14 protein-coding genes are annotated in these 22,072 nt (G+C 65.7%); 7 read left to right on the top strand and 7 right to left on the bottom strand.

What is annotated here, in order from left to right; genetic code table 11:
* Nucleotides 1-95: 95 nt before the first annotated feature.
* Nucleotides 96-2,885 carry a TonB-dependent receptor gene (locus OVY29_RS17445; RefSeq protein ID WP_081933227.1) on the bottom strand — a complete coding sequence of 930 codons (2,790 nt, stop codon included), beginning with the start codon at nucleotides 2,883-2,885 and terminating at the stop codon, nucleotides 96-98.
* Between the two features lie 258 nt (nucleotides 2,886-3,143).
* Here OVY29_RS17445 and OVY29_RS17440 point away from each other — a divergent pair, with 258 nt between their 5' ends.
* The 3 genes from OVY29_RS17440 to OVY29_RS17430 are packed head-to-tail and all read left to right on the top strand — an operon-like array spanning nucleotide 3,144 to nucleotide 5,889.
* Complete coding sequence (locus OVY29_RS17440) at nucleotides 3,144-4,523, top strand: polysaccharide lyase family 1 protein (protein ID WP_037557357.1); 1,380 nt, start codon at nucleotides 3,144-3,146, stop codon at nucleotides 4,521-4,523.
* Complete coding sequence (locus OVY29_RS17435; protein ID WP_037557359.1) at nucleotides 4,520-4,921, top strand: cupin domain-containing protein; 402 nt, start codon at nucleotides 4,520-4,522, stop codon at nucleotides 4,919-4,921. Before OVY29_RS17440 ends, OVY29_RS17435 begins: the two co-directional genes overlap by 4 nt.
* Nucleotides 4,918-5,889: an alpha/beta hydrolase gene (locus OVY29_RS17430; protein WP_037557360.1), complete on the top strand. Its 972-nt coding sequence runs from the start codon at nucleotides 4,918-4,920 to the stop codon at nucleotides 5,887-5,889. Before OVY29_RS17435 ends, OVY29_RS17430 begins: the two co-directional genes overlap by 4 nt.
* A 55-nt stretch (nucleotides 5,890-5,944) precedes the next feature.
* Here the strand turns inward: OVY29_RS17430 and OVY29_RS17425 are convergent, their stop codons facing one another.
* The 4 genes from OVY29_RS17425 to kduI form a co-directional block, all read right to left on the bottom strand.
* Nucleotides 5,945-7,462 carry a carboxylesterase/lipase family protein gene (locus tag OVY29_RS17425; RefSeq protein ID WP_037557507.1) on the bottom strand — a complete coding sequence of 506 codons (1,518 nt, stop codon included), beginning with the start codon at nucleotides 7,460-7,462 and terminating at the stop codon, nucleotides 5,945-5,947.
* The gene (locus tag OVY29_RS17420; RefSeq protein WP_037557361.1) at nucleotides 7,449-8,459 is read right to left on the bottom strand and encodes a sugar kinase; all 1,011 of its coding nucleotides are present in this window, start codon (nucleotides 8,457-8,459) and stop codon (nucleotides 7,449-7,451) included. Before OVY29_RS17420 ends, OVY29_RS17425 begins: the two co-directional genes overlap by 14 nt.
* 9 nt (nucleotides 8,460-8,468) lie before the next feature.
* Nucleotides 8,469-9,221, bottom strand: a complete 753-nt coding sequence (gene kduD, locus OVY29_RS17415; RefSeq protein WP_037557508.1) for a 2-dehydro-3-deoxy-D-gluconate 5-dehydrogenase KduD — start codon at nucleotides 9,219-9,221, stop codon at nucleotides 8,469-8,471.
* 91 nt (nucleotides 9,222-9,312) lie between these two features.
* Nucleotides 9,313-10,155, bottom strand: coding sequence for a 5-dehydro-4-deoxy-D-glucuronate isomerase (gene kduI / locus OVY29_RS17410; protein ID WP_037557362.1), 843 nt, complete (start codon nucleotides 10,153-10,155; stop codon nucleotides 9,313-9,315).
* 172 nt (nucleotides 10,156-10,327) lie between these two features.
* Between kduI and OVY29_RS17405 the strand changes: the two genes are divergently transcribed.
* Nucleotides 10,328-11,383, top strand: a complete 1,056-nt coding sequence (locus OVY29_RS17405; protein WP_037557363.1) for a LacI family DNA-binding transcriptional regulator — start codon at nucleotides 10,328-10,330, stop codon at nucleotides 11,381-11,383.
* A 133-nt stretch (nucleotides 11,384-11,516) separates the two neighbouring features.
* On the opposite strand, the gene OVY29_RS17400 is transcribed toward OVY29_RS17405, so the two are convergent.
* Complete coding sequence (locus OVY29_RS17400; RefSeq protein WP_037557365.1) at nucleotides 11,517-13,196, bottom strand: hypothetical protein; 1,680 nt, start codon at nucleotides 13,194-13,196, stop codon at nucleotides 11,517-11,519.
* Between the two features lie 70 nt (nucleotides 13,197-13,266).
* The gene (locus OVY29_RS17395) at nucleotides 13,267-15,885 is read right to left on the bottom strand and encodes a TonB-dependent receptor (protein WP_161786572.1); all 2,619 of its coding nucleotides are present in this window, start codon (nucleotides 15,883-15,885) and stop codon (nucleotides 13,267-13,269) included.
* A gap of 353 nt (nucleotides 15,886-16,238) precedes the next feature.
* Here OVY29_RS17395 and OVY29_RS17390 point away from each other — a divergent pair, with 353 nt between their 5' ends.
* Genes OVY29_RS17390 through OVY29_RS17380 form a run of 3 tightly spaced genes read left to right on the top strand, consistent with a single transcriptional unit; the run spans nucleotide 16,239 to nucleotide 22,033 of the window.
* Nucleotides 16,239-17,417, top strand: coding sequence for an efflux RND transporter periplasmic adaptor subunit (locus OVY29_RS17390; protein ID WP_037557369.1), 1,179 nt, complete (start codon nucleotides 16,239-16,241; stop codon nucleotides 17,415-17,417).
* Nucleotides 17,418-17,423: 6 nt separating this feature from the next.
* Entirely contained in the window at nucleotides 17,424-20,621 is a 3,198-nt protein-coding gene (locus OVY29_RS17385; protein WP_037557372.1) for an efflux RND transporter permease subunit, read from the top strand.
* Entirely contained in the window at nucleotides 20,618-22,033 is a 1,416-nt protein-coding gene (locus tag OVY29_RS17380; RefSeq protein ID WP_037557374.1) for an efflux transporter outer membrane subunit, read from the top strand. The genes OVY29_RS17385 and OVY29_RS17380 overlap by 4 nt, the downstream gene beginning before the upstream one ends.
* The last annotated feature ends 39 nt before the right edge of the window (nucleotides 22,034-22,072 follow it).

Genomic DNA, 22,072 nt, shown 5'->3' with positions numbered 1-22,072 from the left:
GTCGCGCCGATCGGTCACATCATTCTCCTCGAAAAAAGAAAGGCCCGGCCCCCGCAAGCGAAGGCCGGGCCTCACCGGGACGAAATCAACTCGTGTCAGATCTTGAAGCGTGCACCGAACAGGAAGGTGCGACCGTAGTGATTATTCTCGTAATTGCGGTTCGCTTCGAGATCGGTGAAGCGATAGCGATAATCGTCGGTCAGGTTGGTGCCCTCGATCGACAGTTCGATATTGTCGGTCAGCGCATAGCGGATCGACGCATCGACGTTGAACGAGCTGCCATAACCTTCGAACACATTGTTGTTGCCGCTGGTGCTGTCGTTATAGCCGCTGCGCCACGCGGCCGACGTGCGGACCGAGAATTTGCCGTCGTCATAATAGACGGTGGCATTCCACGCGCGCTTGGCGAGGCCGAGCAGCGGCTGGGTGAAGGTGCTGGCGGCCGGCGCCTCCAACCGGTTGTCGTCGGGATCATATACCAGCGGACCGCGGATGGCGTAATCGACGTCGCTCTTCACGAAGGTCGTGTTGCCGAGCACGCCGAAGTGGCGCAGCGAATCCGAAAAGACCGAGAAGGGCAGCTGCAACGACAGCTCGACGCCCTTCAGGCTGGCACCGGGACCGTTGACGGTCGTCCGGAATTCGAACTCGCGGCCCGGATTGCCCCCCTCGACGATCGCCTGATAGGCGGGCGTTCCCGGCGTCAGCAGCGCGAGCGGCAGGCCGCTCGACGCATAGGTGCCCTGGAAGCTGTCCGAGAGCGGGAAGCTTTCGATATCCTTGGCGAACAGCGCCACCGACGCGATCGCCCCCGGTGCGAAATACCATTCGGCCGCGAGGTCGAAGGTCGTCGCGCGATAGGGTTCGAGGAACGGGTTGCCCGAGCTGATGCGGAAATTGAACTGGTCGACCGAACCGCCCGGGGTCAGGCTGCCCAGCGTCGGACGCGTGATCACCTTGGCGATCGCGCCGCGCAGGATGACGCTGTCGGTCGGGTGCAGGTTGACGTTGAACGAGGGCAGCCAGTCGTCATAGGTCCGGTCGACCGTGACGAAGGTGCCGCTGGTGAAGCCCGATGACGACTGATCGGTCTTGGCATAGCGGACGCCGGCATTGCCCGTCATCCGCATGCCGAGCACGTCGGTCTCGAACTCCGCCATGAACCAGCCGCCATAGGTTTTTTCGGTGACGGCGCGCTGTTCGCCCTGCTGGAGCTGCGCGGGGCGGCCATAGAGATCGATCAGCGCGGTGCCCGCGTCGAGATCGGGAATGATCCAGGCGTTGGTGTTACCCGACGGTTGCCCGGCGTCGCCGAGTTCGAACAGCTCGGCGATGTCCGAGGTGACCGGCAAGCCGCCCGTACCCGGGGCGCAGGTGAAGGCGCTGCAATAGCTGCTGTCGCGGCGATAGCCGACGGTGTCGAAATCGAACTGGCGATAGAAGCCGCCGCCGCGCATCTTGAACCGGTCGGCGACGTCCCAGTCGAAATCGGCCGCGAAGGTCTTGAACTTGTTGGTCAGGAAGGACGGCCGGTCGCGGAATTCGGCGAGCACGAAGGACGAGGGATCGTCGATGCCGGCGCCAAAGGTCAGCAGCGGATATTTCATATTCGTATAATCGTAGCGATAGCCGGTCGCGTCGACATCGTCGAAGGCGAGGGTCGTTTCGACCGGAATGTCGGCCTGCGACTTGGAGATGCCGCCGAGAAGATTGACCGCGAACGCGTCGGTCAGGCGCTGTTCGAGGCGGCCCGAAATCTGGTAGAATTCGGTCTTGCTCTGGCGTGAATAGCGTTCGGTGCGGACATAGACATTGTCGAGGTCGGCGGCGATGAGATTGTTGTCGCCGTCGATCGTGTAGTTCGAAACGTCGATCGCGTCCTCTTCGCTACGCAGCAGCACCTCGCCCCAAAATTCGTCGCGCGTCTCCTTGAAGGTCGAATAGAGGCCGTCGATCGAGATTTTGGTGTTTTCGCTCGGTTCCCACTGAATCGACGCGGTGGCGCCGAGGCGCTCGCGGTCGTGACTGACGAGGCCGTAGCGCGGGATGCGCGGGTGAAAGGCTTCGGCGACCTCGATGCAGCCGTCCGAGGGGTTGTCGACGAAGCTCGATCCGGCGAGGCAGGTGACGCCATCGACACTGCGGAACGGCGCCTGCGCCCAGCGCACGCTGTTGTTGCCGAGTTCGTGCGTCTTGTAATCAGCCCAGGCGACCGACGCCGAGACGCCGAACGTCCGGTCGGCATTGGTCCAGGCGATGAGGCCCGCGAGGCGCGGATCGACGTCCTTGGTCAGGTCGTTGTAGCGCCCCTGCACCGAGGCGACGGCGGTGAAACCTTCCTTGCCGCCGAGCGGGTTGCCCGTGTTGAGATCGACCACGGCACCCAATGAACCTTCGTCGAGCGATGCCGACGCCGTCTTGTGGACCACGAGCGAGGTAAAGAGTTCGGACGCGAAAACGTTGAAGTCGAACGCGCGGTCGCGGTTCGCCGAGGCGCCGTCGGTCGAGGTGGCGATCGTTTCCATGCCGTTGAGGCGGACGCGGGTGAATTGGGCGCCGAGTCCGCGGACGGTGATCGCGCGGCCCTCGCCGGCGTCGCGCTGGATCGAAATCCCCGGGATGCGCTGGAGCGACTCGGCGAGATTCTGGTCGGGGAATTTGGCAATATCCTCGGCGACGATGACGTCGACCGCCGAGATCGAATCGCGCTTCTGGTCGAGCGCCTTGTCGAGCGAAGCGCGGAAGCCGGTGACGACGATCTCGTCCTCGCTTGCGACGGCTTCGGCGTCCTGCGCATGGGCCGGTGCCAGCGCCAGTGCGGCCAGCGAGGCGCCACACGCCAGCCGGGTCAAAGCGCGAACGCTTCGCATTGCATGAATAACCATCATCATCCTCCCTTGTGCCCCGTTGCCCCCGCTCGCGCAAGAAATGACACCGGTTACTTTGCTGGACGAAGCGATCTGGCTCGCCGCTTCATCCGTCGATTTTTCAGAGAGTGAGATTGGCCGCCGCCATGCGCCGCGGACCGGATCAGACCCTCTCCCTTGGAAATATTTTCTCGTTGACCGATTGGGGTAACCGGTGTCAGGAAGATTGAAGGATATGGGTAGCCGTGTCAATACCCAAAGAATAGGGAGAGAGAGATGCGCCGGAAACCTTGGATTACTGCGCTTTTTCTGGCGCTTGCGATGTCGGCTGTACCGGCGTCGGCCGCCGATGCCGCACCATCGGCCTTCCCCGGTGCGGTCGGCCCGGCGGCCGCAACGCCCGGGGGGCGCGGCGGCAAGATCCTGCGCGTGACGACGCTCGCGCCCGATGGTCCGGGGTCGCTGAAAGCGGCGATCGAGACGCCGGGGCCGCGCATCATCGTGTTCGAAGTCGGCGGCGTGATCGACATGGGCCGCAAGACGATCGAGATCAAACATCCATATCTGACGATCGCCGGCCAGACCGCGCCGGGACCGGGGGTCACCCTGATCCGCACCGGCATCGACGTGAAGACGCACGACGTCGTGATGCGCCATTTGCGCGTCTATACCGGCGCCGACGGCCAGCCGAAGCGCAGCGGCTGGGAGGCCGATACCTTCTCGACCCTCGCGGCGCAGAATGTCATCGTCGATCACTGCACTTTCCTGTGGGGGATCGACGAGAATATGTCGGCATCGGGCCCGCGCTTCACCGGCAAGAGCGTCGCGGAGTGGCGGAAGGGAACGAGCCACAACATCAGCTTTTCGAACAACCTCGCCGCCGAAGGCCTCGCCGACGCGAGCCATCCCAAGGGCGAGCACAGCAAGGGATCGCTGATCCACGACAATGCGACGGGCATCGTCTTCTATCGCAACGTCTGGGCGCATAATGTCGAGCGCAACCCGCTGATCAAGGGTGGCGGGCAGGCGCTGATGATCAACAATCTGATCTACAACCCGCAGCATCGCGCGGTGCATTATAACCTGATGAACCTCGAATGGGTCGGGCATGATTATGTGACGGGGCAGATCACCGCGATCGGCAATGTGATGCGCGGCGGTAACGACACCGACGAGGGCCTGCCCTTCCTCATGCTCGGCGGCGACGGCGACCTCGACTATTATGGCAAGGACAATCTGGCGGTCGACCGCCACGGCGAGCCGCTTCCCGAGTTCGGGCGCTATGGCGAGACGCAGGCCAAGCTGATCCGCGCCAAGACGCCGCTGGCGCCGACGGACGGTTATCGCATCCTGCCGTCGCGCGACGTCGAAACCTCGGTGCTCGCGACCGCCGGCGCCCGGCCCTGGGCGCGCGACGCCGAGGAGATCCGCATTCTCTTCTTTGTCGCCGAAGGGCGCGGCGACGTCATCGATGACGAAAAGGAGGTCAGCGCCTATCCCAAGGTCGCAGCGCCGGTGCGCGCGCCCTTCGTCGAGAAGGATTGGGACCTTACGACGATGGAACCGAAGTCTGGCCGTTACCCCGGCCAGACCGCACCGATGCCGCAGGAGCATCTGTCGGCGCGCGATCGTGCGTCGCGTGGAGAAGGACAATGAGCGCGCTGCTTGCGATCCTTCTCGCGAACGCCGCCGCCCCCGCGATGATCGTGATCGACGAAGCCGCGACGGTGCGCGAAGAAGCGCCGCCACATGGCGCGATCGGCATGTCGACCGCATACCGGATCAGCGATGCGGTGCCCGCGCCGCGCAGCTTCGAATTTCGCAAGCGCGCGCTGCATGTCGGCGCGGCGATCGGCGCCCACCCCATCGACCATGACGAGATTTATTACGTCCTCTCGGGCACCGGCATCGTCCATTCGGACGGCGAGGAGAAGGCGCTGAAAGCCGGAATGGCGGCGTGGCTTTACAAGGGCGCGAGGGTCGGCATCCGCCAGACGGGCAGCGTGCCGCTCGTGCTGATCGTCGCCTATCCGAACAAGGAGGCCGGGCGATGACCGTCGGCCGCCGCTCGCTGCTGACTGCGAGCCTCGCGCTGCCTTTCGCAAGCGCGGCGGCGCGCGCAGCGTGGACGCGGCCCGCCGGCCTGACCCCCGATGCGAGCATCGCGCTCTGGCCCGAAGGCCATATCGCGCCGCCCGCGGGCCTCGTCGAAAAGGTCGTGCAGCGCAGCGACGATCCGCAAGCCAGCGACCGGATGCTCGAGCGCATCACGCGCCCGCGGCTCGACATCTTCCGCCCCGCCAAACCCAATGGCGCGGCGGTGATCCTCGCCCCCGGCGGCGGCTATCGCTATGTCGTGGTCGACAAGGAAGGCTATGAACTGGCGCGCTGGCTGACGGTGCGCGGCGTCACCGTCTATGTTCTTTTCTATCGCCTGCCCGGCGACGGCTGGGCGAACGGCGCCGACGTCCCGCTCGCCGATGCGCAGCGCGCGGTGCGGCTCGTGCGCAGCCGCGCGCGGATCGACGGGATCGACCCGGCGCACGTCGCCTTCGGCGGCTTTTCGGCGGGCGGGCAGGTCGCGACGAGCCTGCTCACGCGCTTCGACGCAAAGCTTTACGATCCGCTCGATACCGCCGACACGCTGCCGGCGCGGCCCGATGCGCTCGCCGCCATCTATCCCGTCGTATCGATGGATCCCGCGATCGCGCATGCAATGAGCCGCGAGAAATTGATCGGCGCGGACGCCGACGCGAGGCGCGAGAAAGCCTATTCGCCCGAACGCAATGTCCGCGCCGACCAGCCGCCGCTGTGGCTGCTCCACGCCGAGGACGACGATGTCGTGAAGGTCGAGAACAGCGCGCGGCTGCGCGAAGCGACGCGCGGCATCGCCGCGCCGGTCGAGGCGCATTTCTTCGAGCGCGGCGGGCATGGCTTCGGGTTGATGAAGACGGCGGGGCTGCCCGTCGCAATCTGGCCCGAGTTGCTGTGGAACTGGCTCGCCTCGCACAAGCTCGTTTGACCAATATGTCATCCCGGCGAAGGCCGGGATGACGCTATGAGAGTATGAACGCGCTTCAACTGCCCGGCTGGATATAGGGCACACGCGCAAACAGCTCGCGTTCCCATCGGCGCGGATCGCTCTCGACGCGGCTCCCGGTGTCGAATATCATCGTTTGCCGCTGCGCAAGATCATAGGTCGGCCACCCCGGATCGCCGGTGCGTGCGAAGCGGACGAAAACGTCCATGACGCGGTCGCTCATCGCCTGCTGTGCGGAGGTCGGATCGGGCGTCGTGCCGAAGCTGAGGCCGATGTCGTCGGTGTGCTTCGCGCTCTCGAAATCGAGCTGGTAGACGAAGGCGGGCGCTCCGGCACGCGCGCGCGCTTCGGCTTCCTCGACCTGTCCGCGCCAGCTGCGCGCGGCGGTGACGATGCGGTGGAATAGCTCGAGCGGCGGCGCGTCAGGGTAGCGCGCGCGGAACTGCGCCACGACCCACTCGGGATGGATGTCGATCCGCATCTCGGGCGCGATCCGTGCGGCGAGATTGGCGAAATCGAGCCCCGCGAGCTGCTTGCCGTCGGGCGCGTAGAAAGCGCGCGTCTCCATCACCGTGTTGCCGAGCATCATCGGAACGCCTAGCGACTGCGGCGCGGCGTCGGGCCAGAAGGGGTGGCGCGTCAGATGCTTCATGTCGAGCACGGGCCCCATATAGACCGAGCCGCCGAGGATCGGGTCGATCGCCGCCAGCGCGGTTACGAGCTGCTCGACCGGCGCGGTCGCGGGATCGACATTTTTGCCGAGTTTATCGAGAAACGCCTCGGCGCGTCTGGTGGCGTTGAGTGGCCCCGACGCGGTGACTTGCTGGCCGCTCATCGTGATCGCCTTGTGGAACAGGCCTTTCGCGGCGGGCATCACCATCAGCGTCGCGATCTTCGCGCCGCCCCCCGACTGGCCGAAGACGGTGACATTGGCGGGATCGCCGCCGAACGCCGCAATATTGCGCCGGACCCATTGCAGCGCGACGATCAGGTCGAGCTGCCCCGCATTGCCGCTGTCGGGGAAGCGCGGATCGAGGCGCGCGAGATAGAGATAGCCGAGCGCGTTGAGGCGATGGTTGACGGTAACCACGACGACATCGCCGCGCGCCGCGAGCCGCGCGCCGTCGTTGACCGGATCGGTGACGCTGCCGGCCGAATAGGCGCCGCCGTGGAAATAGACCATGACCGGACGCTTGCGCTTCATCTCGATGTGGGGGGTCCAGACGTTGAGGAACAGGCAGTCTTCGGATCGCGGCTGATAGCTCTCGCCCCTCTGCGGGCAGGCGGGGCCGAAGATGTCGTGGCGCAGTTGTTCGGACGCCATCACCGGGGTTGGCGCGCGGAAGCGATCGGCGCGGCCATAGCGGATTCCGGTAAAGGCCCAGGCGCTGCCATCGCCGAAGCTGCGACGTTTGCCTGACTGATACATGCCGTCGGCGGCGTCCACCGCGCCGATATGATGGATCGGCGCAAATGTGTCCGCACGCGCGATGACCGGGAAAAGCAGCGCGCCAGCCGCCAGCAGCGCGCGACGCGTCGGCTCAGCGCCGGACATCGAGCCCGCCGCCATGAAAGGCATCGATATCGGCCTGCCCGAACCGGCTCGCATCCCCCGGCAGCGAATGTTTGAGCGCGGTCAGCGCAAGCCCGCTCTCCGCCATCGCTTTGGCATCGCCGCCCGACAAATGCGCGTGAAGTACCCCGGCGGCAAAGGCGTCGCCCGCGCCGATGCGATCGACGATGCCGGTGACGTCGACCTCATCGGTCTGGTGGCCGCCGCTCCGCAGGTCGACCCGCGCGGCAATGCGGTGATGGTCGGCGGTGACGGTGTGGCGGGCGGTCGAGGCGATCAGCGCGAGGCCCGGGAAGGCGGCAAAGCCCGCCTCGGCTGCCTCGCGCCGCCTGTCTTCGCCGTCGCCGCTGAATTCCTGCCCCAGCACCAGCGACAGGTCGCGATGGTTGCCGAACAAAATGTCGGCGCTGTCGATCAATGCCGTCAGGACCGAACGCGGGTCGCTATCCCACGCCTCCCACAGCATCGCGCGGTAATTGCCGTCGAAGCTGACCGGCACGCCGAGCCGCTTCGCCGCGCGCGCCGCGGCGAGCGCGGATTCGGCCGAGCGCGGCCCGAGCGCGGGGGTGATGCCCGACAGGTGGAGCAGGCCCGCGCCCGCGAGCAGGCGGTCGAAATCATAGTCCTCGGGCCCGGTCGCCGCGAAGCTCGACCCGGCGCGGTCGTAGACGATCTCGGACGCGCGCAGCCCCGCGCCGACGCTGAGGAAATAGAGCCCCATGCGCCCCGGGTGAAGCGTGACGGCGGCGCAGTCGACGCCCGCGCCGCGCACCGCCGCCACCGCACCGCGACCCAGCGCGTTCGAAGGAACCTTGCTGACCATCGCGCAAGCATGGCCGAGGTGCGCGAGCCCGATCGCGACGTTGGCTTCGGCGCCGCCGACGTGGAGCGACAGCGACGGCGACTGCATCAACAGCTCATTGCCCGGCGCGGTCAGGCGGATCAGCAGTTCGCCGAAAAAGACGAGGCGACCGGTCATGGCGCGATGCTAGCGCGCGAGCCAGCCGCCGTCGACGGCGAGGATATGGCCCTGCACATAGTCCGACGCCGGCGACGCGAGGAAGACCGCAGCGCCGCCAATATCGCTCGGGTCGCCCCAGCGTCCGGCCGGGATGCGTTCCATGATCTGGCGGTTACGCGTCGCGTCGCCTTGCAGCGCGGCGGTGTTGTTCGTCGCGATATAGCCGGGGGCGATCGCGTTGACCTGCACGCCCTTCGCCGCCCATTCGTTCGCGAGCAGCTTGGTAAGCCCGCCGACCCCTGATTTCGACGCGGTATAGCTCGGCACGCGAATGCCGCCCTGAAAGGTCAGCATCGAGGCGATGTTGATGATCTTGCCCGAACCGCGCGCGATCATGTGACGCCCGACGCCTTGGCACAGGAAGAAGAGCGTCTTCAAATTGGTGTCCATCACCGCGTCCCAGTCGGCCTCGGTGAAGTCGACCGCATCGGCGCGGCGGATGATGCCGGCATTGTTGACGAGGATGTCGATGCGGCCGAATTCGGCGAGCACCGCATCGACGAGCGGCTGGACCGCGCCGACGCTCGACAGGTCGGCGGCGAAATTCTCGGCCCTATGTCCGAGCCCGCGGACCTTGCCGACGGTCTCGTCGGCGGGCGAGCGGCCCGCGGCGGCGATGTCGGCACCGGCCTCGGCGAGCGCAAGCGCAATCCCCTGCCCGATGCCGGTGTTGGCGCCGGTGACGAGCGCGACTTTTCCGGTGAGGTCGAACATCTTCATCTTCTTACCCTTCGTCATGCCGGACTTGATCCGGCATCCATTTCGGCGGTGTTGTCCGGATCCCGGATCAGGTCCGGGGTGACGATAATGGTTACGACAGCTGACAGATGTCGAGGACGTTCATGTCGGTATAATCCTGATTCTCGCCCGCCATCGCCCAGATGAAGGCATAGGATTTCGTGCCCGCGCCCATGTGAATCGACCAGGGCGGCGAGATCACCGCTTCCTCATTCTGCATCACGATGTGGCGCGTCGCCTCGCCCTCGCCCATGAAGTGCATGACGCGGTCGGTGTCGACATTGTCCAGCTCGAAGTAGAAATAGATCTCGCTGCGGCGCTCGTGGATGTGCGGCGGCATCGTGTTCCAGACGCTGCCTTCCTTGAGCACGGTGAGGCCCATGACGAGCTGCGCGCTGTCGCACACGCCCGGAATGACGAGCTGGAAGATCGTGCGCTCGTTCGATTCGGCGAGGCTGCCGCGGTCGAGCGCATTGGCGTCGGCGATGCCGAGCTTGCGCGTGGTGAACGCCTTGTGCGCCGGGCACGACGCCAGATAATAGCGCGCGCCCTCACCCGCGAAGGCGACGTCCTTCGCGCCCATCGTCACATAGAGGCAATCCTTGTTGCCGAGCGTGAAGCTCTCGCCGTCGACGGTCACCGTGCCTTGCACCGACGACACATTGACGATCGCGAGTTCGCGGCGCTCGAGGAAAGGGTGCCCCGCGGCCGACGGCGGTTCGGTCTGCGCAGGCAGCTTGACGGGCGCGCCGCCCACCGCGACGCCGCCGATCACGAAACGGTCGGCGTGGGTGTAATTGAGGACGCATTCGCCGGTGCGGAATAGATTCTGGATCAGGTAGCGATCGCGCAGCTCGGCATTCGACACCTCCTCCATCATCACGGGATGGGTGGCGTAATAGGTCTTGGAAAACATGGGATCGCATCCTCGCTCGATATTTCTGGGCTTGCCGCCTTGCTAGTTTTGATGGTAACCGGTGTCAAGAGTTGTCGGCACTTCCGCCGGGCGTTGATTTTACGCGTTCGAGCGCCCATCAGCATAGAAAAGCGCGGGTCTGGCCAGAGGCTCCGCAGGGGAAAGAGCGAATATGGCGGCACAAAATAAGGGGCCGGGGGGCAAGCAGCCGACGATCAACGATGTCGCGGCGTTGGCGGGGGTGTCGAAGAAGACGGTGAGCCGGGTGATCAACCGGTCCGAATTCCTGACCGACAAGACGCGCGCGGCGGTCGAAAAGGCGATCGAGCAGCTCGGCTTCGTTCCCAATCCGCAGGCGCGCGCGCTCGCCTTTCGTCGCAATTTTCTGATCGCGCTGCTCCACGACAATCCGAACGCGCAGACGGTGCTCAATTTCCAGCGCGGGGTGCTCGACGCGATCAAGGACAGCGACCTCGCGCTGCTCGTCCGCCCCGTCGACCGCGGGTCGGACAAGATGCTCGACGACGTCCGCACCTTCCTTGAAAAGCAGCGCCCGATCGGCGCGATGCTGCTGCCTCCGATCTCGGAGAATGATGATCTCGCCGCGCTCTGCGAGGATCTTGGCGTGCGCTATGTCCGCATCGGGTCGGCACGGATCGACGATGCGAAGCGCTGCATCTCGTCGAATGACCGCGAAGTGGTCGCCGAAGCGGTGCGCGGGCTCGTCGCGCTCGGCCATCGCCGCATCGGCTTCGTGCGCGGTCCTGTCGGCTTCCGTTCGGCCGCCGAGCGCGAAGAGGGGTTCCGCGCGGCGCTCGCCGAGGCGGGGCTCGACCTGCCCGCCGAACTTTATGCGCCCGGCAATTATCGCTACACCGCGGGCATCGAGGCCGGTGAAGCCCTGCTCTCGCGGGCCGAACCCCCGACCGCGGTCTTCTGCTCGAACGACGAGATGGCGGCGGGCCTGATGAGCGTCGCGCATGGCAAGGGCATCAAGGTGCCGGGCGAGCTGTCGATCATCGGGTTCGACGACAGCCCGACCGCGACGCATATCTGGCCCGCGCTCAGCACCGTGCGCTGGCCGATCCGCGAAATGGGCATCCGCGCCGCGCAGACGCTCGTTCCCGATTTCCTGGGGCCGGGCGCGAAGGCATCGAGCGACGAGAGCAATGTGCTCGCCTCGACCTTCGTCGAACGCCAGTCGGTCGGCCCGCCACCGGGGCGTTAGAGCCGGATCGGATTCGACTGAAACACCGTCTTCTTTATTTCGTCATCCCGGCGAAGGCCGGGATCTCGACCTCGCCTTCTGACGCACCGGCGAGATCCCGGCTGTCGCCGGGATGACGATGTTGAAGAGAGCGTCAGCGACGCCGGCGCGCGAGCTGATATTCGTAAAGCGACGGCACCGCGTCGACCGCTTGCCCCGTGCCCTCGATATAGGGCGTCGGCGTATAGCTGACCCGGATCTTTCGGTTCGCGTGCAGCCCGACGATCCGCTCGCCCGGCCCTTCGAGCCCGCTGGTGATCGCCACGCTGGCGTCGGCGGGGATGCTTTCGGGCACGACAAGCTTCGCGTTCCAAAGCGTGTTGTAGAGGCCGTGCCCGGGCTTCCAGTAAGGCGCTCCGCCGCCGACCCAGAGCTGATACTGCCAACCGTCCTTGCCCTGCTTCGGATCGATGTGCATTTCGATCTGGTCGAACAGATTCTGGTGGTTCGATCCGCTGTGCTGGTCGATGATCGCATCCCTGTCGACGACCGCGCGCAGAAACACCGACCGCGTCGAGCGCGTGTTGATGCTCACGGGGTGGACCGCCGGATTTTCGACTTTCAGATGCTTGACCAGCACATTGTGCACCGCGCCGACGTGTACCGAATAATGCGCGCGGCGGTCGCCCGTCGTTATGATGTCGGAAATCGTCAGGCTTGCGGCATTGTCGGTCAATATGCCGCTGTCCGCCCGGTCGATCGTCAGCCCCCGGATCCAGCCGTCGAACACGCCGGTCATATAGATGCCGTTATAACCCTGCTCGAGATGATGGCCGAAGGCGGGCGCTTCGGGAAATTGCAGCCGCAGATTCTGGATGCCGACGTTGGTCAGATGCTTCCAGTCGGCGACCACCGCGGGCTGGTCGGCGCGGATGTCGTGGAGCAGCGGATCGCCGAGCGTCACCGTCTTGCCGCGGATCGCCGCGACGCGCGTCGCCTGCGCGACCACCGGCCGGTTCGGAAAGGTCCAGTGGTGCGAACCGATCGGCAGGTCGGTGTCGCCGTAAAGCGATGTCAGGATCCTGCTCTTCGGTCCGTCGACCGAAAACCATTGCAGCTGGACGATGTCGCCGACCTTCAGCTTGGACGGATCGTCGACCGTCAGCGTGCGGGCGAACTGCTTGCCCGATATCCCGGTCGCGAGCACCGGATCGCGAACATCCTTTGTCCCGTCGTAGGAGACCGGCCGGCTGCCCTCGGGCGCGACAAAGATCATCCCGCCCGCCCACGTATATTCGGTGAAGAGATAGTCGATATTATGCTCGGGCTCGACCTGCTGCTTCTTTTCGCGCACCAGATATTCGCGCAGCTCGTCATAATCGTGGCTCTTGTCGATGAGCTTGAGCGGGCGCGGGAACCAGAGCTCGCTGCCGCCGGGGCCATCGCCCGCGCCGTCGAGGACGATGTCGCTGCGCGTAATACGCAATACTTCGGTGATCTGCGTCCGCCCTTTCGGGAAGCGCAGCGTCACTTTGCCCTTCACCGCATTGGCGGCGGCGAGCGCGCGGAGCACCGCCTTGCTATCGTCGAGCCCGTCGTCGGGGATCGCGCCATGATCGGTCACTTCGATGATCGTCCCGGCATCGGCGGGGATCGACGCGAGGCCGAAGCCATAACCCGCATAGGAAAAATCGGGCAGCGGGTTCGCCGCCACCGTCGCGGGGTCCGACAGGATCTTGGGCAATTTCCCCGGCTGCGCCTGAACCGGAAAAATCAGCGTCGCACCCAGCGCCACAACCGAAACGAGACGCGCACGCCCTTTACCCAAGATCATCACTCATCCACTCCCTGCGGCCCGGTGACATGGCGGCGCGCGACCGCCGCCGCCATGTCGGGGACCCCTTTTAGAACTTCGCGCGCACGCCGACCGAGAAACGCCGCTCGGACAAGGCATAGCTGTTGAGCGCGGTCGTGTTGAAATTGCTATATTCGCTCGTCGCCGATTTTTTCGGCAGCAGATTCTGCGCTTGCAGCGACAGCGCGATATTGTCGGTGATGTCGACCCCGAGCTGGGCGTCGAGCTGCGAGCGCGCGCCGATGAAGCTCGGGCGTCCTTGCGAAAATTCGAACACCGCCTCGTCGCGGTAATTATAGGCGATGCGCGCCGAAAACGGCCCCTTTTCATAGAGACCGACGAGGTTGTAGCTGTTCTTCGACACCGCGACGAGCGGGAAGCCGGCATTATCTTCGGCATCCGAATAGGTGTAATTGGCGATCACGCCGAAGCCGTCGAGCGGCGAGGGCAGAAAGTCCATGAACTGCTGGATGCCGATCTCGAACCCCTTTATCTTTGCGCTCGCCAGATTTTCGGGACGTGAGAAGGTCAGTTCGCGGCCCTGATCGTCGAGATCGAGATCGACCCCGGTGGTCACGAAGCTCGCGATGAAATTCTTGACGTCTTTGTAAAAGACCGCACCCGAGATCAGCGAGCTTTTCCCCGTATAATATTCGAAACTGATATCGGCCTGCGTCGCGATCGGCGGTTCGAGATTCACATTGCCGCCGGTGACCGACAGATTGGTCGCATTGAAAAAAGTCGAGGGCGCAAGGTCGGCGATCGAGGCACGCTGCATCGTCTGCGATCCCGACACGCGGACAAGGAAATCGTCGGTGACGTTGAAGGCGATGTTCGCGCTGGGCAGCACATTGGTGTAGCGGTTCTTGTCGTTGCGCAGCGTGCTGACCGCGCCGACGTTGACGTATGAGTCGACCGACAGCCGTGTCGACGCGATGCGCACGCCCGCGTTTGCCTTGTACGGGATGCCCGCGATCTCGCCCTCGCCCGACACCATCAGATAGCCCGCGAGCGTCTTTTCGCTGAAATCATAGTCGCGCTGGAGGTTGGGCAGCAGCGTCGAGCGGCCATCGGGATCGGGGTTCGGTTCGGCCGCCTGCGCGCGGTTGAAAACAAAGTCGTAGGTCGGCGCGGTGCTCAGGAAGCTGCGCGGGAAGCTGCCCGGAATGTCGGACAGGAAATCGTCGGCATCGACCAGCTTCAGATAGGGTTCGATTTCCTCGCGCGTCGGGGTGACCTGGCTACGGAAGGCGTTCGAGCGCGCGTGGAGGTCGGTATAACGCACTCCGGCGGCGATCGTGACCCCGCTGCCGGCCTCGTAGCTGACGTCGAGCTTGCCCGTCCATTCCTCAAGCAGGCCGAGCAGGCGGTTGCTGCGCACGCCGTTGTTCGCGGGATTGTAGGAGGCATAATCGGTCGGATCGAACGTCCCGCCGAGCGTCAGCGACGGGATCGTCTGGTCGCGAAAATCGAACGCGCCGGGCACCGCGGCGGTGCCCTGCAGCGTGATGATCTGGATCGTCTGATCGATCGTGCCCTTGCTGTAATAGCCGTCGGCCTCGATCGTCAGCCCGTTGTCGCCTTCATATTTGCCGTTGAGGCCATAGAGGAAGCTTTCGGTCGGTTCGTTGCGGATCTGTCCCGCGGTGGTGACAGTGCCGTTCGCATTGCCCGCGACCACCATGCCGTCCTCGACCACGGGGTTCGTCACCGGGTTGGTACCGGTGGGCAGGCGGAAGGCAAAGAAATCCTGGCGGCGCCCCGTCTTGAGCTTCGAATAGAGCGCGTCGGCGGTGACCGTGAATTCGGGCGTCACCGCAAACTGGATCGCGCCGTTGAGCCCGAGCCGCGAGCGATCGACGGTGAACTGTTCATATTGGAGCAGCACCGGCGTCTGCTGGACGGTCGTCGTCCCGCCGGCGGTGTAATTGCGGTCGAGGAAATTGTTGCGCTCGAACGCCTGCGTCGTCGAGGTGCGCTTCTGATATTCGCCCGCAAGCATGACGCCGATGCGGCCGTCGGCGAACTTGGTCGTCGCGAAGCCGGTGATCGCGGGTTCGAACTTGTCGCTGTTCTCCGAATAGACGCCCTGCGCGCGCAGCGAGACCGTCGGCTCCTTGAACGACAGCGGCTTCGGCGTGACGAGGTTGACTGTGCCGCCGAGCCCGCCCTCGGCTTGGCTCGCAAGCGGCGATTTGCGCACTTCGAGGCGCCCGAACAGGCTCGACGGCACCGAATCGAGCCCCGACGAGCGGCCGAGCTGGTCATTCTCGGGCGGCGACAGCCGCGCTGACCAGCCGAGCAAAGTGCGCCCGTCGACCTCGACGCGCACCTGCTGGAGCCCGCGCACCAACACCGACTGGCCCTCGCCGAAGACGCGGGTGATCTGGACGCCGGTGACACGCTGCAGCGCCTCGGCGACATTGGCGTCGGGAAGCTTGCCCACATCCTCGGCGGTGATGACGTCGAGCACCTGATCGGCCTCGCGCTTGATATCCGCCGCCTGCTCGAGCGAAGCGCGAATGCCGGTCACGACGATCGCATCCTCCTCCGCCGGCGCGCCCGCTGCGTCCTGCGCATGAGCCGGCGTCATCGCCAGCGCGGCCAGCGACGCGCCGCCCGCGAGCTTCGCCACTATCCCGATGCCCCGTCTTGCCTGAATAGCCATATCCATCCTCCCACCCGGGCGCGGGGACTTGCCGCCCGAGCGCCCGTTTTCCACGGATTGCGACCAATGCCGCCTTTCGGAGCCACTCGGTCGCCATCTATTTCTATTTCGTTATCCGGTTTTGGTAACCGGTGTCACGATGATGCGGGCAAGAGCGAGTCGCTGTCAAGCAAAAAATTGTATGACAACTATCCCATTAGTATGACAACTTTGAGCCACGATTGGCTGGGTCAACCATCCGTCAGAAAAATTGTCGCAAATTGTCGCATCGCGCCCAGAGGGCTTGCCAGCGCGGGGGCAATCGGCTGAATAGGCGCAAAACTCCCCCGTTCCGATTTGAAACGAGATAACCCATGCTGGACAAGAGGCCGCTGCTTCGTGCCGGAGCCCTGTGTGCCATCGCGCTGTCGCTTGCCGCCTGCTCCGCCGGAGAAGAGAAGGGCGGCCGCGGCGCGCCCGAGGTCGGCTATGTCACCGTCGCGGTCCAGCCGGTGCCGCTCACCACCTCGCTCGGCGGACGCACCGTCGCCTATGAGACGAGCGAAGTACGTCCGCAGGTGAACGGCCTGATCCGCCGCCGCCTGTTCACCGAGGGCAGCTTCGTGCGCGCGGGCGAGCCGCTCTATCAGATCGACGCGCGCCTCTATCAGGCGGGGGTCGACCAAGCCGCTGCGAACCTAGCGAGCGCGCGGGCGAGCGCAGCGGCGGCCGACGAACGCGCGCGCCGCCTCGAACCGCTCGCCAAGATGCAGGCGGTCGCCGAGCAGGATTATACCGACGCGCTCGCACAGGCGCGGATGGCGCGCGCCACGGTCGCGCAGAACAGCGCCGCGCTCGAAACCGCGCGCATCAACCTGCGCTTCGCGACGATCACCGCACCGATCAGCGGCCGCATCGGCCGATCGCTCGTGACGCCGGGCGGGCTCGTCAGCGCGAGCCAGGCGACCCCGCTCGCGGTGATCCAGCAGACCGATCCGATGTTCGTCGACATGCAGCAGTCGAGCGCCGAACTCACCACGCTGCGTCAGGCGATCGAAAGCGGCGGAGTCGACGCCGGCAGCACGTCGGTGCGCCTGCGCCTCGAGGACGGCAGCAACTATGGCTTTGCCGGGACGGTCCAGTTTTCCGACGTCACCGTCAACGAAGCGACCGGAACGGTGACGCTGCGCGCGCGCTTCCCCAATCCGAAGGGCGTGTTGCTGCCCGGCATGTTCGTGACCGCGATGTTCGACCAAGCGGTGAACCCGTCGGCGATCCTGCTGCCGCAGGCCGCGGTCCAGCGCGACTTCGACGGTTCGGCCTTCGTCTACCTCGTCGGCAAGGATAACAAATCGGTGCGGCGCAAGATTGTCGCCGACCGCACTTCGGGCGCCAACTGGGTCGTCACCGGCGGGCTGAAACCCGGCGAGCGCGTGATCACGCAGGGGATCGGCAATCTGCGGCAGGGCGCGACGATCCGGCCGGTGCCCGCGAACAGCCCGCAGCGCGTGGGGACGCCGAAGGGCGCGGCCACCGGGGCGAAGGGCAAGTAGCGCCGCATGTCGCGTCTTTTCATCAATCGGCCGATCTTTGCCTGGGTGCTGGCGATCATCGTCATGCTCGGCGGCGTCGGCGCGCTTTTTTCGCTGCCGATCGAGCAATATCCCGACATCGCGCCGGCGCAGGTCAACATCCGCGCGAGCTACCCCGGCGCTTCGGCGGAAACGATCGAGAACAGCGTCACGCAGGTACTCGAACAGCAACTGACCGGGATCGACGGCCTCCTTTATTTCAGCTCGCAGTCGAGTTCGCGCGGGCAGGCGAGCATCACCGCGATCTTCGAGAAGGGCACCGACCCCGACATCGCGCAGGTGCAGGTCCAGAACAAGATTCAGTCGGCCGTCTCGCGCCTGCCGCAGCAGGTGCAAGCGCAGGGCGTGCGCGTCACCAAGTCCAATTCGGACACGCTACTGCTCGTCGGCGTCTATGACACCACCGATACCCGGTCCTTCCCCGATGTCGCCGATTTCCTGTCGTCGAACATCCAGGACCCCCTGTCGCGCGTCGACGGCGTCGGCGATGTCAATGTGTTCGGGTCGCCGCACGCGATGCGCATCTGGCTCGATCCACGGCGTCTTACCGCCGTGTCGCTGATGCCAAGCGACGTAATCTCGGCGATCACGGCACAGAACAGCGAAGTCGCCGCGGGCGACGTCGGCGGCCTGCCGGCGCCCGAGGGCCAGATGCTCAATGCGACGGTGACCGCCCAGTCGCGAATGCAGACGGTCGAAGAGTTCGAGAATATCGTCCTCAAGACGCTGCCCGATGGATCGACGGTGCGGATCAAGGATGTCGCGCGGGTGGAGATCGGCGCCGAGAATTACAGCGCGATCGTGCGTATCAACGGACATCCGGGCGCCGGCATGTCGATCTCGCTGTCGCCGGGGTCGGACGCGCTCGAGACCGCCGACCGGGTCAAGGCCCGGATGGCGGAACTCGCCGCCGACTTCCCCGACGGCCTCACCTACTCTTACGCCAACGATGCGACCGCCTTCATCAAACTGTCGGTCAGCGAGGTGCAGAAATCGCTGTTCGAGGCTATCCTGCTCGTCATCCTCGTGATGTTCGTCTTCCTGCAAAGCTGGCGCGCGGTGCTGATCCCCGCGATCGCGGTGCCCGTCGTACTGCTCGGCACCTTCGGCATTTTTTATCTGCTCGGGTTCAGCATCAACACGCTCACCCTGTTCGGGCTGACGCTCGCGATCGGCCTGCTCGTCGATGACGCGATCGTCGTGGTCGAGAATGTCGAGCGCTTGATGGAAGAAAATCCCGGCATGTCGGCGCGCGAGGCGACGATCCAGTCGATGAAGGAGCTGCAGGTCGCGCTGATCGCGATCGCGCTCGTGCTGTCGGCAGTGTTCCTGCCGATGGCCTTCTTCGGCGGGTCGACCGGCGTCATCTACCGGCAATTCTCGGTCACCATCATCTCGGCGATGATGCTGTCGGTGCTCGTCGCGCTGATCCTGAGCCCCGCGCTGACTTCAACCCTGCTCAAGCCGAAGAGCCATGACGCAGCGGCGAGCGGCGGGCGCTTCCCGCGCGTCCATGCTTTCCTCGAACGCGCGAAAAACGGTTTCAACACGCGCTTCGACCACGCGGTCTCCCGCTATGTCGGCAGCGTGACCAAGGTCGTCGACCGCAAATGGCTCTTCCTCGGCATCTATCTCCTGCTGCTCGCCGCGCTCGTTTTCCTCTTCCTGCGTCTGCCCAGCAGCTTCCTGCCCAACGAGGATCAGGGACGCGTTTCGGTCCAGTTCCGTCTGCCCGCCGGCGCCACGCAGGCACGCACGCTCGAAGTGCGCGACGAAATCGAAAAATATCTGCTGACGCAGGAGCAGGCGAACACCCAGACGCTGTTCCTGATCGCGGGCGGCGGCGGCGGCGCGGCGGCGGGCCAGAACACCGGCCAGGGCTATGTCAACCTCACTCATTGGGACGACCGGCCGGGCAAGGAAAATACCGCCGATGCGATTGTCGATCGCGCGCGCAAGGCGCTGAGCGGCCTGCGCGACGCGCAGATCTTCGCGCTCGTCCCCGGCGCGGTGCGCGGCCTTGGCGATTCGTCGGGCTTCACGATGCAGCTCCAGAATCGCAGCGGGATGAGCCGCGCCGAATTCGCCGAAGCGCGCGACCGCCTGCTCGCGATGGCAAACGACAATCCGAAACTCACGTCGGTACGCCTGTCCGACCTGCCCGACGTCGCGACGCTCAAGATCGACGTCGATACGCAGCGGCTGACGGCCTATGGCATCGACAATGCCGATGTGAATTCGACGCTCGCGACCGCGTGGGGCGGCCGCTACGTCAACGATTTCATCGACAAGGGGCGCGTCAAGCGCGTCTTTGTGCAGGGCGATGCCCCCTATCGCGCCAAGCCCGAAGATCTCGGGCAATGGTTTGTCCGCTCGGCCGACGGCGAAATGTCGCCCTTCTCGGCCTTTGCCCGGACCGGCTGGTCGACGACGCCGAGCAGCAGCTCGCGCTTTCAGGGCGTGCCTGCCTTCGAAATCTCGGGCCAACCCGCCGCCGGCACCAGCTCGGGCGAGGCGATGGACGAGATGGAGCGCATGGCGAACCAAATCCCCGGCACCAGCGTCGCCTGGTCGGGCTCTTCCTATCAGGAACGCCTCTCGTCGGGACAGGCGCCCTTGCTTTACAGCCTGTCGCTGCTCGTCATCTTCCTCTGCCTCGCCGCGCTCTACGAAAGCTGGTCGATCCCGCTCGCGGTGCTGTGCGTCATCCCCTTGGGGTTGATCGGCGCGGTGTTCGCGGTGAATCTGCGCGGACTCGAGAATGACGTCTATCTCCAGATCGGTCTGCTCACGACGATGGGACTCGCGGCGAAGAACGCGATCCTGATGATCGAGTTCGCCGAGCAGGAAGAGAAAAAGGGCAAGCGCGTGATCGAGGCGGCGGTCGAGGCGGCGCGCATCCGTCTACGCCCGATCCTGATGACGAGCTTCGCTTTCATCTTCGGCGTGCTGCCGCTCGCGATCGCGACCGGCGCGGGCGCGAACAGCCGTGTCGCGATCGGCACCTCGGTGATCGGCGGCATGCTCACCGCCGCTTTCCTCGCGATCTTCTTCATCCCGCTCTTCTTCGTGCTCGTCCGCCGCGGCGTGCGCGACGGGCTCGCCGCGATGCGCGCGCGCTTCGGCAAGAGGAAGGACGGCGGGGCGGCCGAGGTGCCGGCATGACCGGCGCGCGCGCCCTCCTGATCGTGAGCACGCTCGCGCTCGCCGGCTGCTCGCTCGCGCCCAAGACGGTGCTGCCGGCGCCGCCGGTCCCGCAAAGCTGGCCGGTCGGCGACGCCTATCTGCTGCAAAGCGAAGCGGCGCTGCCGATCCTCTCCTACAAAAGCGTCTTCACCGACCCGCGGCTGCAGGCGCTGACCGAGCAGGCGCTGAGCGGCAACCGCGACCTGCGCACCGCCTATGCCAATGTCGCCGCGGCGCGCGCGCAGGTGCGCGTCACGCGCTCGGCGCAATTCCCCGAACTCGGCGTAACGGTTGGCGCGGGCTATTCGGACGGCGGCGGCAGCGGCAACGGGAATGGTAGCGGCGACTTCTCGCTGCGCGGCGGCGTCACCGCGTTCGAACTCGACCTGTTCGGCCGTCTCGCCAACGCGACCGAGGCCGACCGCAACCGCGCGCTTGCGACCGAGGCCGCGTCGCGCACGGTGCGCCTCGCGCTGATCGCGGGTCTCGCCGAGGCCTGGGCGGCCTATGGCGCCGACCGCGACCTGCTCAAAATCGCCGAGGACACCGCCGCCAACGCGCGCGAAAGCGTGCGGCTCACCCAGGCACGGCTCGACGGCGGCGTCGCGCCGCGCACCGACCTGCGCCAGGCCGAACAGATTCTCGCGACCGCCGAGGATTCGATCGCGCAGCAACGAACCGCGCTTGCGCAGGACGAGAACCTCATTCGCCTGCTCGTCGGCGGCGACGTCGACCGCGCGCTGCTGCCCGCGAGCCTGACCGAAGTCACGCCGTCGGTCGTGTCGCTGCCCGCAGGGGTCAGCTCCGAAATCCTGCTCCGCCGCCCCGACGTGATCGAGGCCGAATATGATCTGCGCGCCGCCAACGCCGACATCGGCGTCGCGCGCGCGCGGCTCTTCCCGTCGATCTCGCTCACCGGATTGCTCGGTTTCGCGAGTGACGCGCTCGGTAGCCTGTTCGACAGCGGATCGTTCAGCTGGTCGGCGGGCGGCGACGCGACGGCGACGATTTTCGACGCCGGCGGGCGCCGCGCCGGGGTCGCCGTCAGCGAGGCGCAGCGCGACGTCGCACTCGCGGGCTATGAAGGCGCGATCCAGACCGCCTTTCGCGAGGTCGCCGACGCGCTCGCGGTGCAGGGCACGATTTCCGAACGCGTCCGCGCCGCCGCAGCGAATAGCGAAGCCGCCGCCGATACCGCGACGCTGACCGACGCGCGCTACAAGGGCGGCGTCGACAGCTTCCTTGCCAGCCTCGACGCCCAGCGCAGCCTCTATTCGGCGCGGCGCAGCGAGATCGCGACCCAGCTGCTGCTCGTCCAGACCCGAATCGCACTGTTCCGCGCATTGGGCGGCGACAGCAGCGCGGGCACGGCGGCGCCTGCACCCCAATAGCTTCGTCACCCTCTAAAGAGACCCGTGGCTCGTTAGACT

The organism is Sphingopyxis sp. SE2 (assembly GCF_032227185.1).
In the GTDB taxonomy this organism is placed as follows: Bacteria; Pseudomonadota; Alphaproteobacteria; order Sphingomonadales; family Sphingomonadaceae; genus Sphingopyxis.
Note: the sequence above shows the minus strand (reverse complement) of the source record. Positions and strands in the feature narration are given on the sequence as shown.

What these genes read in the sequence shown, in the direction of transcription:
- OVY29_RS17390 (WP_037557369.1), top strand. Translation starts at nt 16,239, where the DNA reads ATGCTGGACAAGAGGCCGCTGCTTCGTGCCGGAGCCCTGTGTGCCATC.
- OVY29_RS17400 (WP_037557365.1), bottom strand. Translation starts at nt 13,196, where the DNA reads ATGATCTTGGGTAAAGGGCGTGCGCGTCTCGTTTCGGTTGTGGCGCTG.
- OVY29_RS17405 (WP_037557363.1), top strand. Translation starts at nt 10,328, where the DNA reads ATGGCGGCACAAAATAAGGGGCCGGGGGGCAAGCAGCCGACGATCAAC.
- OVY29_RS17385 (WP_037557372.1), top strand. Translation starts at nt 17,424, where the DNA reads ATGTCGCGTCTTTTCATCAATCGGCCGATCTTTGCCTGGGTGCTGGCG.
- OVY29_RS17435 (WP_037557359.1), top strand. Translation starts at nt 4,520, where the DNA reads ATGAGCGCGCTGCTTGCGATCCTTCTCGCGAACGCCGCCGCCCCCGCG.
- OVY29_RS17440 (WP_037557357.1), top strand. Translation starts at nt 3,144, where the DNA reads ATGCGCCGGAAACCTTGGATTACTGCGCTTTTTCTGGCGCTTGCGATG.
- kduI (WP_037557362.1), bottom strand. Translation starts at nt 10,155, where the DNA reads ATGTTTTCCAAGACCTATTACGCCACCCATCCCGTGATGATGGAGGAG.
- OVY29_RS17445 (WP_081933227.1), bottom strand. Translation starts at nt 2,885, where the DNA reads ATGGTTATTCATGCAATGCGAAGCGTTCGCGCTTTGACCCGGCTGGCG.
- kduD (WP_037557508.1), bottom strand. Translation starts at nt 9,221, where the DNA reads ATGAAGATGTTCGACCTCACCGGAAAAGTCGCGCTCGTCACCGGCGCC.
- OVY29_RS17420 (WP_037557361.1), bottom strand. Translation starts at nt 8,459, where the DNA reads ATGACCGGTCGCCTCGTCTTTTTCGGCGAACTGCTGATCCGCCTGACC.
- OVY29_RS17425 (WP_037557507.1), bottom strand. Translation starts at nt 7,462, where the DNA reads ATGTCCGGCGCTGAGCCGACGCGTCGCGCGCTGCTGGCGGCTGGCGCG.
- OVY29_RS17380 (WP_037557374.1), top strand. Translation starts at nt 20,618, where the DNA reads ATGACCGGCGCGCGCGCCCTCCTGATCGTGAGCACGCTCGCGCTCGCC.
- OVY29_RS17430 (WP_037557360.1), top strand. Translation starts at nt 4,918, where the DNA reads ATGACCGTCGGCCGCCGCTCGCTGCTGACTGCGAGCCTCGCGCTGCCT.
- OVY29_RS17395 (WP_161786572.1), bottom strand. Translation starts at nt 15,885, where the DNA reads ATGGCTATTCAGGCAAGACGGGGCATCGGGATAGTGGCGAAGCTCGCG.